The organism is Vibrio sp. VGrn 2, assembly GCF_009361695.1.
Taxonomy (GTDB): Bacteria; Pseudomonadota; Gammaproteobacteria; order Enterobacterales; family Vibrionaceae; genus Vibrio; species Vibrio diabolicus.
Genome location: NZ_RBWD01000014.1, coordinates 80,726 through 99,480, shown reverse-complemented (window position 1 = coordinate 99,480; position 18,755 = coordinate 80,726). Strand labels below are relative to the sequence as shown.

The 18,755-nt window shown below is 44.5% G+C and carries 10 protein-coding genes, 1 tRNA gene and 1 riboswitch; of the genes, 5 read left to right on the top strand and 6 right to left on the bottom strand.

Annotated features, from left to right (window positions below):
- The first annotated feature begins 36 nt into the window (after nucleotides 1-36).
- Nucleotides 37-113: transfer RNA gene (locus D8S93_RS20020), tRNA-Asp, on the top strand.
- 748 nt (nucleotides 114-861) lie between these two features.
- Here the strand turns inward: D8S93_RS20020 and D8S93_RS20015 are convergent.
- Complete coding sequence (locus D8S93_RS20015; RefSeq protein ID WP_041852885.1) at nucleotides 862-2,193, bottom strand: cation:proton antiporter; 1,332 nt, start codon at nucleotides 2,191-2,193, stop codon at nucleotides 862-864.
- Between the two features lie 191 nt (nucleotides 2,194-2,384).
- Between D8S93_RS20015 and metH the strand changes: the two genes are divergently transcribed.
- On the top strand, nucleotides 2,385-6,065 hold the full coding sequence (gene metH, locus D8S93_RS20010) for a methionine synthase (protein ID WP_319803053.1): 3,681 nt from the start codon (nucleotides 2,385-2,387) through the stop codon (nucleotides 6,063-6,065).
- 86 nt (nucleotides 6,066-6,151) lie between these two features.
- Here the strand turns inward: metH and lysC are convergent, their stop codons facing one another.
- Nucleotides 6,152-7,504 carry a lysine-sensitive aspartokinase 3 gene (lysC, locus tag D8S93_RS20005; RefSeq protein WP_042523508.1) on the bottom strand — a complete coding sequence of 451 codons (1,353 nt, stop codon included), beginning with the start codon at nucleotides 7,502-7,504 and terminating at the stop codon, nucleotides 6,152-6,154.
- A gap of 101 nt (nucleotides 7,505-7,605) precedes the next feature.
- Nucleotides 7,606-7,784: riboswitch (Lysine riboswitch) on the bottom strand.
- A gap of 220 nt (nucleotides 7,785-8,004) precedes the next feature.
- On the opposite strand from lysC, the gene D8S93_RS19995 reads away from it, so the two are divergent.
- Complete coding sequence (locus D8S93_RS19995) at nucleotides 8,005-9,126, top strand: pyridoxal-phosphate-dependent aminotransferase family protein (RefSeq protein ID WP_152815055.1); 1,122 nt, start codon at nucleotides 8,005-8,007, stop codon at nucleotides 9,124-9,126.
- A 59-nt stretch (nucleotides 9,127-9,185) separates the two neighbouring features.
- Here D8S93_RS19995 and D8S93_RS19990 read toward each other — a convergent pair whose 3' ends face one another.
- The 4 genes from D8S93_RS19990 to D8S93_RS19975 form a co-directional block, all read right to left on the bottom strand.
- Nucleotides 9,186-10,967 (bottom strand): PglL family O-oligosaccharyltransferase, encoded by a 1,782-nt coding sequence (locus tag D8S93_RS19990; RefSeq protein ID WP_152815052.1) that lies wholly within the window; start codon nucleotides 10,965-10,967, stop codon nucleotides 9,186-9,188.
- 67 nt (nucleotides 10,968-11,034) lie between these two features.
- A complete protein-coding gene (gene uvrA, locus D8S93_RS19985) occupies nucleotides 11,035-13,857 on the bottom strand; it encodes an excinuclease ABC subunit UvrA (protein ID WP_152815049.1) in 2,823 nt (940 codons plus the stop codon).
- Between the two features lie 149 nt (nucleotides 13,858-14,006).
- Entirely contained in the window at nucleotides 14,007-14,879 is an 873-nt protein-coding gene (galU, locus tag D8S93_RS19980) for a UTP--glucose-1-phosphate uridylyltransferase GalU (protein ID WP_005397418.1), read from the bottom strand.
- Nucleotides 14,880-15,037: 158 nt separating this feature from the next.
- Nucleotides 15,038-15,682: a LuxR C-terminal-related transcriptional regulator gene (locus D8S93_RS19975; protein ID WP_065645062.1), complete on the bottom strand. Its 645-nt coding sequence runs from the start codon at nucleotides 15,680-15,682 to the stop codon at nucleotides 15,038-15,040.
- Nucleotides 15,683-15,959: 277 nt separating this feature from the next.
- Here D8S93_RS19975 and D8S93_RS19970 point away from each other — a divergent pair, with 277 nt between their 5' ends.
- Together D8S93_RS19970 and csrD are read left to right on the top strand one after the other, a co-directional pair.
- Nucleotides 15,960-16,496: a single-stranded DNA-binding protein gene (locus tag D8S93_RS19970; protein WP_152815046.1), complete on the top strand. Its 537-nt coding sequence runs from the start codon at nucleotides 15,960-15,962 to the stop codon at nucleotides 16,494-16,496.
- A gap of 242 nt (nucleotides 16,497-16,738) precedes the next feature.
- Complete coding sequence (csrD, locus tag D8S93_RS19965) at nucleotides 16,739-18,748, top strand: RNase E specificity factor CsrD (RefSeq protein ID WP_048626836.1); 2,010 nt, start codon at nucleotides 16,739-16,741, stop codon at nucleotides 18,746-18,748.
- Nucleotides 18,749-18,755 lie beyond the last annotated feature (7 nt).

The following is an 18,755-nucleotide window of genomic DNA, read 5'->3' as shown; positions in this document are numbered from 1 at the left end:
TGGACACTTGCTTATTAAAGCGAGTGATACCACTGCGGAGTGGTAGTTCAGTTGGTTAGAATACCGGCCTGTCACGCCGGGGGTCGCGGGTTCGAGTCCCGTCCACTCCGCCACTTATATTAAGCCTCAGTCGAAAGACTGGGGCTTTTTTCGTTTTGGTTACCCGACTTACCTTAACCTCATTTCCATATTGAAACCTTGCATCGAGAGGCAGGCTTCCCTCTTCGCTATGCTTTCTAAGCCCTGTCATGAACTAGTTGATGCCAGTCTCGAGCTCTCGTTTTGAGTACCAGCACGTGCTTACCAAAGATTCCTCTATAACATATTAGAAATATCTAGCTATGTGACAGAACTTAGTCGTTCGAGGTGTCGCTTTGTTTCTATCTCGAAAACAGAACAACTTTGAATATAAGTTCAGTGTCGCTGAGATCAAGTATGAGGACTCTAAACTTCTGCTAAGGGCTTGAACAACCTGAGTGCTAGCTCAGACTTTAGTTTGGTGGGATTTCAAGCCCGTTTGGGGGAGTGATCTCGCAATCATCCTCAATGCTTCTTTCTCTATACAAATACAAAGTCGCTCATTGTTAAGTGTTGTGGAAGTTTAGCTGTGGTGTTTACAGGGAGCCTGTATTGCCAAAGGAAGAGAAGTGATGATGAAAATGCTTAAACTAAAAGACTCCCTCTATGGATACTATCTATCGGCAATAGTTAGTATGTATGAAACCGTAGTGTGACGATTATTCGGATATTTAACTGTATATCAAAGAGTAACAAGCGTTTTGTTCTTGAAGGGGAGTCCGAAGATTAGATATGAAAAAAGCAGCTAGATAGCTGCTTTTTCATCTATTAAGTTACGTGTCTTTAAGAGTCCACTGGCTCCGTATGCTCCGGAGTGGTTATTGCTTGGTTGTTCTCTTCCATTTTCTTCTCTTCATCTTTTGCTTTTTCAATCATTGGGGTGATTGTTGAGCCTTGAATGAGGATAGAGAAAACAACGACGGAGTAGGTCATTACAAGAATAATCTCTTTTACATCGATTAACTTATCTTGAATCACCCAAATACCTGATGGAATAGAAAGTGCCATCGCTAGTGCCAGGCCTCCGCGTAAACCGCCCCACGTCAAAATACGCACTGACCATGGATTATATTTTCTGTAACGTTTAAAGCCAATGTACGAGAGAAATACGCTTAGATAGCGAGCTGCTAGTACAAGAGGGACTGATATAGCCATCATGATCCAGTCTTCTTTGTGGAATTCAAATAGCAGCATTGACATACCGATCAGTAGGAATAACACGCCATTCAAAAACTCATCAACAAGCTCCCAAAAATGGTCAAGGTGATCTTCACTCTCTTTTGAAAAGCCAATAAAGCGTGTCCAGTTGCCAATCATAATACCGGATACAACCATCGCGAGTGGGCCTGATACATGGATGTATTCAGCAAATGCGTAACCTGCCGTTGGGACACCAATGGTAAGTAACAATTCCATTGAGTGATCGTCGGTGGCACTGATTAAGTAGTGGAATAGCAAACCGAGTACGAAACCATAAGTGATACCACCGATAGCTTCTTGGATGAAGAGTAAGGTGACACTACCTACAGTTGGTGCCTCAGTACCAAATGCAATCGTAAATAGAGTGACAAAGATAACCAAACCGAAGCCGTCATTGAAGAGCGACTCTCCTTCAATCTGGGTGGAGATACGTTTGGGAGCATCGAGCTTTTTAACTATAGCCAGTACAGCGATTGGGTCAGTTGGCGATATAAGTGCACCGAAAAGTAAGCAGTAGACTAAATCAAATTGGATGCCAATTAACTGACAGAATCCGTAGAGCGCAAACCCGATAAAGAAAGTGGAAAACAGGGTGGCTCCAAGGGCTAAAACAGTGATCTCCCACTTTTGATCTTTAAGGTTCGGGAGTTTGATGCCTAATCCACCCGCAAATAGTAAGAAGCCAAGAATGCCTTTGAGCAAGAAATCTTCGAAGTTGATCCTTGTGACCGTCTCCGTCGCAATTTCGGTGAGATGGAACCAGTTGTTTTGGCCCGCAATTAAGATTAGAAGTGAAAGCACCATTGAACCAGCGGTAATCGCAATGGTGGTTTGCATCTTTCCTATCTTGCTGTTTACAAAAGCAATTAGCATCGCAGCTGCGGATAGAAAACATAAAGTATGATAGACCGACATAGAGCTCTCTATTTGTAACATTTTATGAATGGGATTCTCGACTGATGCTGCTTAAATAGCAAACATTTTTTCGCGATTATTTTGTAAGTTAAGAAGGAGATAAAATAATCATTAATTCCACGTTTAGACGTCTAGACTCCTGAAGTTTGTGTGATAGGATGGAAAGATAACTAAAGGAATGAGGCTGTACTGTGGGAAGTAACGTAAGACAACAGATTGAAGCTCAATTGAAGCAACGTATTCTTTTGATTGATGGTGGTATGGGAACCATGATTCAGGGATACAAACTTGAAGAGCAAGACTATCGAGGAACGCGCTTTGCGGATTGGCATTGTGATCTAAAAGGTAACAACGACCTGTTGGTTCTAAGTCAGCCTCAACTTATCAAGGAAATTCACGCTGCATATTTAGAAGCGGGTGCAGATATTCTCGAAACCAACACGTTTAACGCAACAACCATTGCGATGGCTGACTACGAGATGGAAAGCCTAAGTGAAGAAATTAACTTTGCTGCTGCCAAGCTTGCACGTGAAGTTGCAGACGAATGGACCGCAAAAACACCCGATAAACCGCGTTATGTCGCAGGGGTTTTAGGGCCGACGAACCGCACTTGTTCTATTTCTCCTGATGTAAATGACCCCGGATATCGAAATGTTTCTTTCGACGAGTTAGTTGAGGCTTACTCTGAATCGACTCGAGCGCTGATTAAAGGTGGTTCTGACCTTATTCTTATCGAGACCATCTTCGATACTCTTAACGCTAAGGCTTGTTCATTTGCTGTTGAAAGTGTGTTTGAAGAGATGGGTATTGAGTTACCTGTGATGATCTCGGGGACTATTACCGATGCTTCCGGTCGGACATTATCCGGTCAAACCACAGAAGCGTTTTACAACTCATTACGTCATGTTAAACCGATTTCGTTTGGTTTGAACTGTGCGCTGGGCCCAGATGAGCTTCGTCCTTATGTTGAAGAGCTCTCGCGTATATCAGAATCTTTTGTTTCCGCTCACCCAAATGCTGGGCTTCCGAATGCATTCGGCGAATACGATTTGTCGCCAGAAGATATGGCTAAGCATGTTAAAGAGTGGGCTCAAAGTGGCTTTTTAAACTTAATTGGTGGGTGTTGTGGTACAACTCCTGAGCACATTCGCCAAATGGCACTCGCGGTTGAAAATATCGCCCCTCGTAAATTACCTGATCTTCCCGTTGCTTGTCGCTTGTCTGGCTTAGAGCCGCTCGCGATTGATAAAGACTCTTTATTTATCAATGTCGGTGAGCGTACTAATGTAACCGGTTCTGCGCGTTTTAAACGCTTGATTAAAGAAGAGCTGTACGATGAAGCGCTCGATGTGGCTCGTCAACAAGTTGAAAATGGCGCTCAAATTATCGATATCAACATGGATGAAGGCATGTTGGATGCACAAGCTTGTATGGTTCGCTTTTTAAACCTTTGTGCGTCAGAACCTGAAATCTCAAAAGTACCAATCATGGTCGACTCTTCCAAATGGGAAGTTATTGAAGCCGGTCTTAAGTGTATCCAAGGCAAAGGTATTGTTAATTCGATCTCACTCAAGGAAGGTAAAGAGAAGTTCGTTGAACAAGCTAAGTTGATCCGCCGTTACGGTGCGGCTGTGATTGTGATGGCGTTTGATGAGATTGGACAAGCAGATACACGTGAGCGCAAAGTAGAAATTTGTACCAACGCTTACCGAATTCTCGTTGATGAAGTGGGCTTTCCACCAGAAGACATCATCTTTGACCCCAACATTTTTGCCATTGCTACGGGTATCGATGAGCATAATAACTACGCGGTGGATTTCATTGAAGCCGTTGGCGATATCAAACGTGATTTACCACACGCGATGATCTCGGGTGGTGTTTCTAACGTTTCCTTCTCATTCCGCGGTAATAACTATGTGCGTGAAGCGATTCACGCGGTGTTCCTCTACCACTGTTTTAAAAATGGTATGGATATGGGGATTGTGAATGCGGGTCAGTTAGAAATCTACGATAACGTGCCTGAAAAATTGCGTGAGGCTGTGGAAGATGTCGTTCTTAACCGTCGTGATGACGCCACTGAGAGATTGTTAGATATCGCAGCGGAATACGCAGGCAAAGGGGTAGGTAAAGAGGAGGATGCCTCTGCACTTGAGTGGAGAACTTGGCCTGTTGAAAAGCGTTTAGAGCACGCGTTAGTGAAAGGAATAACTGAGTTCATCGTTGATGATACCGAAGAGGCTCGTGTCAACGCTTCAAAGCCATTAGAGGTGATTGAAGGTCCACTAATGGATGGGATGAACGTCGTCGGAGACCTGTTTGGTGAAGGTAAAATGTTCCTTCCTCAAGTCGTAAAATCTGCACGAGTGATGAAGCAAGCAGTCGCGCATCTGGAGCCCTACATCAATGCAGAAAAGCAGGTGGGACAAACAAACGGTAAGATTTTGCTAGCGACGGTCAAAGGTGATGTACATGATATCGGGAAAAATATCGTTGGCGTTGTATTGCAGTGCAATAACTACGAAATTATCGATCTTGGTGTCATGGTTCCTTGCGAAAAGATCTTAAAAGTAGCGCAAGAAGAGAACGTCGATATTATTGGTTTGTCAGGGTTGATCACGCCTTCATTAGACGAAATGGTGCATGTTGCAAAAGAAATGGAGCGTCTCGACTTTAACTTACCTCTTCTCATCGGTGGCGCAACAACGTCAAAAGCCCATACAGCAGTAAAGATTGAGCAAAATTACAAGCATCCAGTTGTTTACGTGAATAACGCCTCACGTGCGGTGGGCGTATGTACTTCTCTATTGTCAGATGAACGTCGCCCTGAATTTGTTGAAAAACTTGAAGCTGATTACGAACGAGTACGTGATCAACATAATCGAAAGAAACCGAGAACCAAACCAGTGACATTAGAAGCGGCTCGAGCGAATAAAGTTGCGATCGATTGGGAAACTTACACCCCTCCAGTGCCTGTTAAGCCTGGTATTCATATCTTCGATGATTTTGATGTTGCTATATTACGTCAATACATCGATTGGACACCATTCTTTATGACTTGGTCACTTGTAGGTAAGTATCCAACAATTTTCCAACATGAAGAAGTCGGTGAAGAAGCAAAACGTTTATTCGAAGATGCCAACGAGTTACTTGACCGAGTTGAGCGAGAAGGCCTGTTAAAAGCGCGTGGAATGTGTGGCTTATTCCCTGCTGCGAGCGTGGGGGACGACATTGAAGTTTATGCTGATGAAACTCGTACCGACGTTGTGAAAGTACTGCGTAACTTGCGTCAACAGACTGAGAAACCAAAAGGGTTCAACTATTGTTTGTCTGACTACATCGCACCTAAAGAGTCGGGTAAACATGATTGGATAGGGGCATTTGCTGTCACTGGTGGTATTGGTGAACGAGAGCTTGCTGATGAATACAAAGCACAGGGAGATGATTACAACGCAATTATGATTCAAGCGGTGGCGGATCGCCTAGCCGAAGCGTTTGCTGAGTATTTGCATGAGCGTGTCCGTAAAGAAATTTGGGGTTATGCTGCGGATGAAGATTTATCTAACAATGATCTCATTCGTGAAAAATACCAAGGTATTCGCCCTGCGCCGGGTTATCCAGCATGCCCTGAGCATACTGAAAAAGGACCGCTTTGGGAGCTACTTAATGTGGAAGAGAATATTGGCATGACTCTAACCTCCAGCTATGCAATGTATCCGGGCGCGTCAGTCTCTGGTTGGTATTTCTCTCATCCTGACTCACGTTACTTTGCGATCGCACAGATCCAAGAAGATCAGCTAGAGAGCTACGCTGATCGTAAGGGGTGGGATAGGATCGAGGCTGAAAAATGGTTAGGGCCAAACATTAACGGTTAAATTGATGTTTACCTCGTTCAAACGTAACAACTATTGACACAACAAAGGGCTGCAGATACGCAGCCCTTTGTTTTATTGAGTTGAACTTACTTCTCAAACAACTCGGTGTGAAGTTTTTGTATGGCTTGTTTCGATACCGACTCATGGAGCAAGAAGCATAAGTTGTGAGGGCTAGCACCATAACAAATCATGCGTAGGTTAAAGTCTTCTAGCGTGCCAAAAACCTGTTTCGCGTAGCCTTTACTCTCACTCATGTTGTTACCAATGAGAGCAACGAGGCATAGGTCATGTTCAACTTCTACCTTACATAACTCTTCTAACTCTTCTCGTACAGCTTGCGGCAGCTGCGGCGCGCCGCCGGATGTATCGGTTTGATCAAGTGTTAACGATACACTGATTTCAGATGTCGTGATCAAATCGACAGAGATCTTATGCTTTGCAAGGATCTCAAAGACCTTTGCTAAGAAGCCGTATGCGTGGAACATGTTGGCGCTGCGTAGCGTTACCATGGTTTGGTTACAACGCAAAGCTAGCGCACGGAACAACGGTGAGCTTTCGACTTGGTGGCGAATCCAAGTTCCTCCTTTTTCTGGCTCTTTCGATGACCCTACAAATACCGGAATGTCGTGGCGCAATGCGGGTACTAGCGTAGAAGGGTGAAGGATTTTAGCGCCAAAGTTAGCCATTTCTGAAGCTTCACTAAAGCTGATCTCGGGAATTGGTGAGGCTTTTGGCGCAATTCGCGGGTCTGTTGTGTAGATGCCCGGTACATCAGTCCAGATTTCTAACCCTGCCGCTTTGACGCTCTCAGCAATTAAGGCGGCGCTGTAATCGCTGCCTCCTCGACCTAGTGTTGTTGTATTACCTGCTTCGTCAGATCCTATGAAGCCTTGAGTAACAACAACGGATTGTTGGCAAAGTGGTACGAGTTTATCTTGCGCAAGCGTCGAAATTGCTTCAATGTTTGGCTCCGCGCGACCAAAGTTGTCATCAGTACGCAGCACATCGCGGATATCAAAGCGCACTGCTTGAATGCCTCGCTCACACATTAACTGAGTTAGAATGTGCGTCGACATGAGTTCACCACATGCGACTAAATGATCGGTTAACTTCGCACTAGCTTGGATAGATGCAGCCTCGGCCAGGCTGGTTACGGTATCTAATATGCCATACACCTCGGCAGCAGTTTTCGTGCTGTCTTCGAGCTGAGTTAAAATAGCGTCATGAATATTGGCCAGATTTTGCAGCAGTTCAGTACGGTGCGTTTGATCCTGTACACCATTGGCGAGTTCTACCAACAGGTTGGTGACGCCAGAGCAAGCGCTGCTCACGACCAGGCGAGTATTTGGATTGTTTTCGATAATGGTGGCACAACGACTCATTGCCTCAAAGTTGGCAACACTGGTTCCACCGAATTTAGCTACGTTAAATGCGCTCACTGCGTTCTCCCACGACTTCCTAAAAAATTGTACATCCAATGTTTAGTGAGAAAAGGAACAGAGCAAAAAGAGAGGTATTTAGAATGCTATTTGAAAAATTTACCCTCAGAAGCCCTTCATCAGACTGCGCTGATGACAGTTGATGGGATTCAGCCCAATTCAACCGACAAGTCAAATCCTGCAACGTTGACTTACCTCGGCACTACTCCCCCTCAATGATTGGTGTTGGAATTGCGGTTCCACAAATCATCTACCTGGGTAGCGCTCCTCTTCTACATAAAGCTCAAACATTGAACGGTTTTGAGGCCTTAATGTCAATCAATATTTCAACCTTTATGGTGTTTTTTATTAACGATTTTGTGACACTGGTTTGACCTCCATACTTACGGCTAATTGCTGATAGAGGAAAAATCTATTAGGGTGAAGAACCCTACACCTGAGCCATGTTATTGAATAGAACTTTTAGAATGCTCAGGATAAAAGATAATCAAGGAGCTGACATGTCGATCCAAAGCTTTATTCCACCTCACCGTATTTTAATGGGACCTGGTCCTTCTGATATTTATCCTCAAGTGTTACAAGCACTAAGTCGTCCTACTGTAGGTCACCTTGATCCTCTGTTTATCGGTATGATGGATGAGCTCAAGCAGCTATTGAAGTATGCCTTTCAAACTGACAATGAGTTCACTATTGCGGTTTCAGCGCCAGGTAGTGCAGGGATGGAAACCTGCTTTGTAAACTTGATCGAGAAAGGCGATAAAGTGATCGTCTGCCGTAACGGTGTGTTTGGTGAACGCATGCGTGAAAATGTCGTTCGTGCTGGTGGTGAAGTTGTTATCGTCGATGATGAATGGGGGACGCCTGTTTCCATTGATAAAGTCGAGCAAGCACTCGAACAGCACCCAGATACAAAAATTCTTGCTTTTGTGCATGCCGAAACCTCAACTGGTGCAGTCAGTGATGCTCAAGCATTGGGTAAGCTGGCGAAACAGCATAATGCATTATCTATTGTTGATGCGGTGACGTCACTTGGTGGTGTACCGTTAAAAGTGGATGAATGGCAACTGGATGCGGTTTACTCTGGCAGTCAAAAATGTTTGTCATGTGTACCAGGGCTCTCACCAGTGACGTTTTCTCCTGCCGCGATTGAAAAGATTCAAGCAAGAACAACACCAGTACAGAGTTGGTTCCTCGATCAGAGTTTAGTTTTGGGGTATTGGAGTGGAGAAGGTAAGCGTAGTTACCATCATACGGCGCCAGTTAATAGCTTGTATGCGCTTCATGAAGCTTTATTGATACTGAAAAATGAAGGATTAGAAAACGCTTGGGCTCGTCATCAACTGATGCATGAAAAACTCAAAAATGGCCTACAAAAGCTAGGTTTTAAATTTGTTGTGGACGAAGCCCATCGTTTGCCGCAATTAAACGCGATTTACGTGCCTGAAGGAATTGATGAAGCAAAAGTTCGTGCTCACTTGCTAGAAACCTATAACCTAGAAATTGGAGCAGGCCTTGGGGCATTAGCCGGTAAAGCGTGGCGTATTGGCTTAATGGGTTACGGCGCTCGACCTGAAAACGTTGCGCTGTGCTTAAAAGCATTAGAAGAGTCACTCACTGAATAAAGCTATACCGCAATGAGATAAAGAAAAGCGAAGGTCATCCCTTCGCTTTTTTGTACTTATTACTCTGCACCTGAAGTGGGTGCTGGTGAGGCAGAGATTGCTTGAGAAGGTGGTCGGTAATTGACGTCACTGAAATCAATCTTCGGGAACAAAAACTGCGCTTCAGCTCTGATTTGCTCCGCTTTACTTGAGTCATCTAAGCCTTGGTAGGCCAAAATCAAATTATTATAAAATGCAGGGCGAGGCTTATCTTTGATGATTTTTAGCGACCAATCGATATAAGGCTGAATCAAGGTTGCGTCTTGTTGGTACAGCCCAATGTTTAAAAACGTGCTATAGACATCCCAATCAAACCTGTCTTTCCAAACTACAGGGTTACTGACTTGATTCAGAATATCAGGGTTAGTTGGCCTAGTGGTCTCAAACTTCGTCAATACATAGTTCGTATGCAATGCGCTTACCATGTAAAACGTAAACGTAACGGGAAGTACCAAACTAAAGACTCGCAGCAAGCTTTTGGTCACATTACTAAAGCCGACTTGTCGATAACGAGAGACGCGCTGATCGACCCAGTACAGCAGGATAACGAAGATCAACCAATGTACGAGAGAGTGGTAGAAAGGGTATTCCAGTTGTGAGTGCAATACGATAGGTATAAACAAGGCCAGCAACGCAAGACGAGTTCCGCGTTTGGCTTGATAGATTCGATACAGTACCAGTGCCATCGCTAAGAAGATGCCGAGTATTGGCAGCAAACCACCTTCTACTCCCCAGTAAAGTAGCTCGTTATGCGGATGATCCATGGCTGGCAAACCAGCTGGGTAATTCTCATTTAGGGCATGTTGACGAGCCGTATACAGCATGTACTCAGATTCAAACTTGCCATATCCATAGCCAGTAAAAGGCTTTTCAATCACCATGTCTAATGTTTGCGGAAAAGTATACGCTCGAGGAGACTCCATGTTTACTTTTTCTGCGGCTAACCCACCTCCATCAGGAAAGGCAAGATGCATGACAACCACTGAGAGTAAGAGCCCAGTGACAAGCGACGTAACCCAGCGGATAAAGCGCCTTTTGGTCGCAAAGCGATACATGTATGGGATGACCAACAAAACGGCGATGACCGAGGCTAACCAACCAGTGCGTGAAGCCAACGCCACAATTAGTGGTAAGGTTAAAACTGGCACGGCATAGAGAAGATAAACATCGCTTAACTTACGGTCGTATTTGTAGGGCTGACGTGCAAGTAAATAGCTGGCAATCACCAATCCTGTCGCAAGAAAACTGGCCATTACATTAGGCTGTTGGAAAATACCATAAGGACGATTGGCCATCGTGTCGTAGCCAAACGGATTGCCTGGTTTGAGATACAGATATTGTGTTAGACCAAAAATGGCTTCGATAACAACCGCAAGGACAATGAACCATAACAGGCGTTGGCGATGTTTATTACTGAAATGAAATTGTTGTAAGACAATAAAAAACAGGACGCCACACCACAGACCAATGAGCTTGTTGGCTGCCAAACTGCTATTCGCATTTGGGTACAGAATGGGCACCGTCATGATAAGAGCACTAATGAACAAGCCGATGGTTAATTTTGAGTAACGTAGCGCTCGATTATTCGCGAGTTGGTAGCACCCAATGCCTAATGCAAAGCTAAAAGCAATCCAAGTTGTCGCATTGAACGAAAGCGAAAGCCCCGAACCGCCGGGGTTGGGCATGAAAAAGTGCATTGCCAACACAAATAGTGTTGCCAAGGCAATGAGAAACTTGCGATTGAGGGGAACCTGTACTTTTTCGGGAGAAAGCTTTGTTCCACTTACATGTATAGTAGCCATAGTTATTGCGTTGTTTTGAATGAAAAAAGACCAGCACTTGCTGGTCTCGGTACTTTACCTGTTTTTTCTACTTCAACATAGGCTTAAGGAAGTGAGCTGTGTGCGAACCCTCGATTTGCGACACATCTTCCGGTGTGCCTTGAGCGATTATCTCGCCTCCACCCTGTCCCCCTTCAGGTCCTAGATCGATAATCCAGTCCGCAGTCTTAATGACATCTAGGTTATGCTCGATCACCACGACAGTATTTCCGTGGTCGCGAAGTCTGTGCAATACAGTGAGCAACTGCTGGATATCATGGAAGTGCAGGCCGGTTGTTGGTTCATCCAAAATGTACAAGGTTTTTCCTGTATCACGCTTGGATAGCTCTCTCGCTAGTTTCACACGCTGAGCTTCACCACCGGAGAGTGTCGTTGCCGCTTGACCGAGGCGAATGTAAGACAAGCCAACATCCATTAGAGTCTGTAGCTTACGTGCTATAGCAGGTACGGGTTCAAAGAACGTTCGGGCGTCTTCGACCGTCATTTCTAGCACTTCATCAATGGTTTTGCCTTTGTAACGTACTTCAAGTGTTTCACGGTTGTAGCGCTTACCTTTACATACATCACATGGCACATAAACATCTGGTAGGAAATGCATTTCAACTTTAATGACACCATCACCCTGACAGGCCTCACAACGACCACCGCGTACGTTAAAGCTAAAACGTCCAGGCTTGTAACCGCGAGAACGCGACTCTTGTGTGCCTGCAAACAGTTCACGGATTGGGGTAAAGATTCCCGTATAGGTCGCTGGGTTAGAGCGAGGTGTACGACCAATTGGGCTTTGATCGATATCGATAACCTTGTCGAAGTGCTCTAGGCCTTTAATCGATTTATAAGGTGAAGGTTGAGCCGTTGTTGCTCCGTTGAGTTGGGTGTGAGCAATTTTAAAGAAAGTATCATTAATCAGCGTTGATTTACCTGAGCCAGATACCCCTGTAATACAGCTGAATAACCCAACAGGAATAGAGAGGTTAACGTTCTTAAGGTTATTACCTGTTGCGCCTAAGAGCTCAACCGTTTTTTTCGGATCTCGCGGCGTGCGATCTTTCGGTACTGCGATTTCTTTAACACCACTTAAGTACTGACCTGTCAGAGAATTCGGATTCGCGACTATATCTTCCATGGTGCCTTCCGCAACAACATTACCACCATGTACGCCAGCACCAGGACCGATATCTATGACATGATCCGCACAGCGAATCGCATCTTCATCGTGTTCTACCACAAGTACGGTATTACCTAAATCGCGCAAATGAGTGAGTGTTTTTAATAAGCGTTCATTATCACGCTGGTGGAGACCAATCGACGGTTCGTCCAGAACATACATCACACCAACAAGACCCGCCCCAATTTGGCTTGCTAAACGAATACGTTGAGCTTCACCGCCTGATAAGGTTTCTGCACTGCGTGATAAGTTTAGGTAGTTCAAACCGACGTTAACTAAGAATTGCAGGCGGTCGTTGATTTCCTTCATCACTTTTTCAGCGATTTGGGCGCGTTGACCTTCCAGTTTCAAGGAATGGAAGAATTCCAATGCATCAGCAATGCTGAGTTCAACAATCTCAGGTAGTGTCGTATCAGCAATAAACACGTTACGTGCTTCAAGGCGTAGACGAGTACCGCCACAGCTTGAACAAGATTTAGTGGAGATGTATTTCGCAAGCTCTTCACGGACAGAGTTGGATTCTGTATCACGATAGCGACGTTCTAGGGTATTCAGAATACCTTCGAATGGATGGCGCTTAACGCGAATATCGCCACGATCGTTGATGTATTTAAACTCAATCTCAGTACGACCTGAGCCCTTTAGAATGACATCTTGCGTTTTCTTTGGCAGAGAATTAAAAGGCGCATGGAGATCAAAACCATAATGATCAGCCAATGAGGTGAGCATTTGGAAGTAGTAATAGTTCTTTTGATCCCAACCGCGAATCGCACCTTGTGCCAAGCTTAATGAATCATCTTGAATGACTCGGCTTGGATCGAAGTATTGTTGAACACCCAAGCCATCACAAGTGCCACATGCACCAGCAGGGTTGTTGAATGAGAAAAGTCGCGGCTCTAACTCTTGCATGCTGTAACCACATTGTGGACAAGCGAAGTTAGCGGAGAAAATAATCTCTTCACCGTCGCCATCCATTGGCGCGACAACCGCAATTCCGCCTGATAATTCGAGTGTTGTCTCGAAAGATTCGGCCAAGCGCTGTTGGAGATCGGGACGAACTTTAAAGCGGTCGACCACGACTTCAATGGTGTGCTTTTTATGTAGCTCTAGCGTTGGAGGATCAGATAGATCGCAAGTTTCTCCATCAATACGCGCACGAATAAAGCCCTGAGCTGCCAGGTTCTCAAGCGTTTTAACATGCTCACCTTTACGCTCTTTGACAATGGGTGCCAACAGCATCATTTTGCTGCCTTCTGGCATCTCTAGAACTTTGTCCACCATTTGACTGATGGTTTGTGCGGCAAGAGGGGCATGGTGCGTTGGACAGCGTGGTTCGCCTACACGAGCATACAACAGACGCAAGTAGTCGTAGACTTCGGTAATTGTACCGACGGTTGAACGCGGGTTATGAGAAGTAGACTTCTGTTCAATAGAAATCGCAGGTGATAACCCTTCAATATGGTCGACATCGGGTTTTTCCATCAGAGACAAAAACTGACGAGCGTAGGCAGAGAGAGACTCTACGTAGCGTCGTTGGCCTTCTGCATACAATGTATCGAAAGCGAGAGAGGATTTACCGGAGCCACTTAGTCCAGTAATGACAATCAGTTTATCGCGAGGGATTGTAAGATTAATGTCTTTGAGGTTATGGGTTCGGGCACCGCGAACTTCTATTTTATCCATCGTTTTTGCTCTATGTATAACCAAGTGGGGCAAGTATTACATAGTGTGAGAAATGTGCAAAGAAAATTACTGGATAAAAAAACAGTAAAAATAAAAGCCCAACATAATGCTGGGCTTTAGAAACAATAATTTCGTACTACGACGATGCTTTATACCGCTTTTTGTGTTGCGTGTTTACCTAACTCAGAGGCTTTTTCATCTTTTAGATAAAGGTTTTCAAAACAGTAGTTAGTTGCTTCGATGTAACCTTCAACACTACCACAGTCAAAGCGTTTGCCTTTGAATTTGTAAGCCAAGACACAGCCCGCTTTTGCTTGTTTAAGTAGCGCGTCAGTGATTTGAATTTCACCACCTTTACCTGGCTCTGTATTTTCAATCAGTTCGAAAATATCAGGGGTCAGAATGTAGCGACCAATGATCGCAAGGTTGCTTGGTGCCGTGCCTTTCTCAGGTTTTTCTACCATGTCGTCTACGCGGTAGATGTCATCTTTGATCATTTCACCAGAGATAACGCCGTATTTGTGAGTCTCATCTTCTGGGACTTCTTGTACGGCAACGATAGAACAACGGAACTGTTTAAATAGCGCCACCATTTGAGCTAGCACGCCTTCTTCTTCGTTGACACAAAGGTCATCAGCAAGAACGACGGCAAATGGTTCGTCACCCACCAGTTCACGCCCGGTCAGAATCGCGTGGCCTAAGCCTTTCATCTCGCGTTGACGGATGTAAGTGAAGTTTGCAGATTCAATGATTTCACGGATATCTACCAATAGCTCTTCTTTATTGGTACCGCTAATCTGGTGTTCCAGTTCGTAGTTCTTATCGAAGTGGTCCATGATAGAGTGTTTGCCACGACCCGTCACAATACACATGCCGTTCATACCAGCTTGAATTGCTTCTTCAACGCCGTATTCAATAAGCGGTTTATTCACGACTGGCATCATCTCTTTTGGCATAGATTTCGTTGCCGGTAAGAAGCGAGTGCCATAGCCTGCAGCAGGGAACAGACATTTTTTAATCATTGGGGGAATATCCTATCTCGTTATTATCAAGAATCTGCGCATAACTTTAACACGAGAGGCGTCAATGAATCATGAATAAAGTAGGAAAAAGTGTGAGACTCAGTGCGGAAAAAAGATGAGCGACTCGTCATTTTAGTCATAAGAGTCGCGGCATCGCATCATGACATTAAGTTTTGATCTGCCCAAGCGATTGCTTGAACCCGATTCTTCACTGATAGCTTTTTGAATATCTGATACAAGTGCGATTTGATGGTGAATTCACTGACAAATAATTCCTCGGCCATTTGGCTGTTCGAGGCACCAGCTTGCAAGCAACGCAGTACTTGCAGCTCGCGAATGGTTAGGTCTACCGTGGCTGGGGCAGTATGAGTGTTAATGACGTTACGGTAATAGTGTAAAAGTTGACTGGTTACATTACGCGGCAGCCAGTTTTGACCGTTAACAATGCCCTTTAACCCTTCTCCAATTTGCTCTAGCGTATCTTCGGAATAGAACAGCCCCTTTAATTGACCAAATGAAAGAAGCTCATCCGTGGTCAGCCTTTTAGGGACATTGAACACAACGGTTTCAAAGTTCTTCCATACCAGCGGTAAGTTTTTGATCGATTGAACGAGTGATTTATGTTCACTGAAGTCGATCAGTAGGATTTTATTACGATGCTGTGGCTTAGCTTCCATGAGTGCTTCGGTCGAAATCACCGGGATACTCATATCAATGTACTTTTCGAGTGCCGCCACCTTTTTTTCCGCATTATCTTCCATACTGATCAGAAATAGCTTTCTTGCGTAAGCCGACTTTCTCACGTGTTCAAATCTCCCAGTGTTCAATAAAGGCCATAAGTTGGCATTAAAGAGAGGTTATAACCATAGCTTTACTGAATAAATGCGTTCGAATTCAAAGCTTCACGAAACGATGTCTGCAACGCGAATCAAAAGTGCTACATGCGTAAGTTGAAATGCGATTTGGGTTCTAGTAGGTGACTCATTAGATCACAATGGTATTAGGCTTTAATCAAAACATTAAAGCGTGCTATTCTAATGCGCTAAAATTTTATATATCCAGAGTGAAACGGAGCACATCATGGCCAGCCGTGGAATTAACAAAGTTATTTTGGTGGGGAATCTAGGTAACGACCCTGAAATTCGTTACATGCCGAACGGCGGTGCAGTAGCAAACATTACTATTGCGACTTCTGATTCATGGCGTGATAAAGCGACTGGCGAACAGCGCGAAAAAACGGAATGGCACCGTGTTGTGTTGTTCGGCAAACTTGCGGAAGTAGCAGGTGAGTACTTGCGTAAAGGTTCTCAAGTATACATTGAAGGCCAACTGCAAACTCGTAAATGGCAAGACCAAAGCGGTCAAGATCGCTACTCAACTGAAGTCGTTGTTCAAGGCTTCAACGGCGTAATGCAAATGCTTGGCGGTCGTGGTCAAGGTGGCGGCGCACCAATGGGCGGTCAACAGCAGCAGCAAGGTGGATGGGGTCAGCCTCAACAACCAGCTCAGCAGCAGTACAATGCGCCTCAGCAACAGCAACAACAGCAGTCTCCGCAGCAACCACAGCAGCAGTACAATGAGCCACCAATGGATTTTGACGACGATATCCCGTTCTAAATTCTGCTTATGCTTGAATCGAAAAGGCCGCGAATATCGCGGTCTTTTTTATTGTCACTATCTAATGAGCTCAAAGGCTTATCTCTGCAAGGTTAGGCGTAACAATAAAACTTATCAATGAGTGTGATGTTCTTTATGCTCCAGCCTCTCACTATCAGACGAATCCGATTGTTTGATGAACTCTTATCAAGTATAAATATTTCAATAAGGTATATGATGAATAAAAAAGGAATTTGGTATTCATGAGGTATACCCCAACTCTTAAGTTAAGCACACGGCTGGTGGCTTTTGTCACCATGATCGTCATCTGCGCCATGTTTATCTTGTTTGTCGGTGGCACCCTCTCTTTTAAACGTCTTGGGCAGGAATATCTCACCCATTATTTAGAAGGGATCGTAGAGGTGGTCGACAAGGAGATGGAAGATCCTGACGCTGCTTATTCTATGCAGCGCTGGATGCCGAAAATGTTGCAGGCTTCCAATATTGTCGAAATGACATTGTCGACCAACAATGCGGTTGTTTATCGCTTCAAAGATACTTCTCATCAAATGGAAGCGTCAGTCTTGTTTGAGACAGAATACCAACTGACTCACAATCAAGATTACACGATTCATTTTAAAGCGATCCCGCCTTACTTAGGTTACAGCTACTCAATGCAGGCGCTTTGGTCGATCACGCTTGCCGTTATCTTGATCATCTTCTGTTTAATGCGCGGCGTTGCGTGGCTTAAGGAGCAATTAGAAGGCTCTGAAATGCTCGAAGAGCGAGGCAGGATGATCCTTGCTGGTCGGGTAGAGCAGTATGCAAAAGGTGACAAAAAAGAATGGCCTTATACTGCCAGTGAAGCGCTCGATGTATTAATTGAAGAGTTACAAGATGCGCGTCAAGAGCGAAGTCGATTTGATACCTTTATTCGCACTCAAACCTTCCTTGATAAGTTAACAGGTACCGCCAATCGAGTGCTATTTGATAGCAAACTGGAATCGGCGTTACTAGAAAGTGGGGCTCGCGGCGCCGTGTTGCTAGTACGTATTCAAGACTGGAAACTGGTTGAAGAAGAGCAAGATAAGCAAATTACGGATGAGTTTATTGTTGAAGTTGGGAGTTTATTATCCAACTTAGTTCAGCGATATCCTGATGTTGTATTTTCTCGTTATTACGATGCTGATTTTGCGTTATTTCTGCCGCATCAAAGTGCCAAAGATGTGGCTAATTTGGCATCACAATGCATTCGCCAGTTAGAAAAATTAATTCCGCCAGAGCCACTCGACCCAGATAACTGGTGTCATATCGGCATCACTACTTATAAAGAGGGTGAGCGACACAGCCAAATCATCGATGAGGCAGAGACAGCTTTGCGTAGTGCGCAACTACAAAATAACAATAATTGGAGTCGCTTCAAAAAATGGAACCACGATGAAGAAGCTCGCGGAAGTGTGAGGTGGAGAACGTTATTTGACACAGCACTTACACCAGAAAATGTGATACTCTACGCACAATCTGTGCACCCAATAAGTGACGCGACGCATAAAAAATCATTATATGAAGAGTTAACATGCCGGATTCGCGATCCTGAGAATGGTATTGTTAAAGCGTCTCGGTTTATTTCTGCGATCAGACAGGTTGGTTATGAAGCGCAAATGGATAAGTCAGTTATTAATAAATTCTTAAGAGAATTTAAGGATAATTTTGATAACTCAAGATCGTATGCGCTCAATTTGAATGTAACGCCTTTTTCTAACCGAGAGTACTTTAAATGGTTTCGTGATGAACTCTTACAGTTGTCACGTGAACAGAGAAAGTGTCTCAGTTTTGAGTTTGTTGAAGCACAATTTGTAAGACACTTAGACTTTATGCGACCAGTCGCTAAAATGCTGGCCGGTTTAGGGTGCCACTTAATGGTTGGGCAGGCTGGACGAACCATCGTCAGCACTCACTATTTAAAAGAAGTGGATATTCGTTACCTTAAACTTCATCGCAGTTTAGTAGCAAAAATCGACCAGCGACATGAGAACCAGCTATTTGTCCGCAGCATGCTAGGTGCCGCGGCAAACAGTAAAACTAAAATCATAGCAGTGGGAATTGAGAATCAAAACGAGCTCAACACGTTAATTGAACTCGGGGTTTATGGTGGGCAAGGGCGCTACTTCTCTGCAGAGCAGCAGTTTCTTCCTCGTCCACAAGCATTGCCAAGTTCTCAATCAGAATCCCAAGTGAAATTGGGAAGACGAAATCGCTGGCGTAAAAAATAAAGATAAT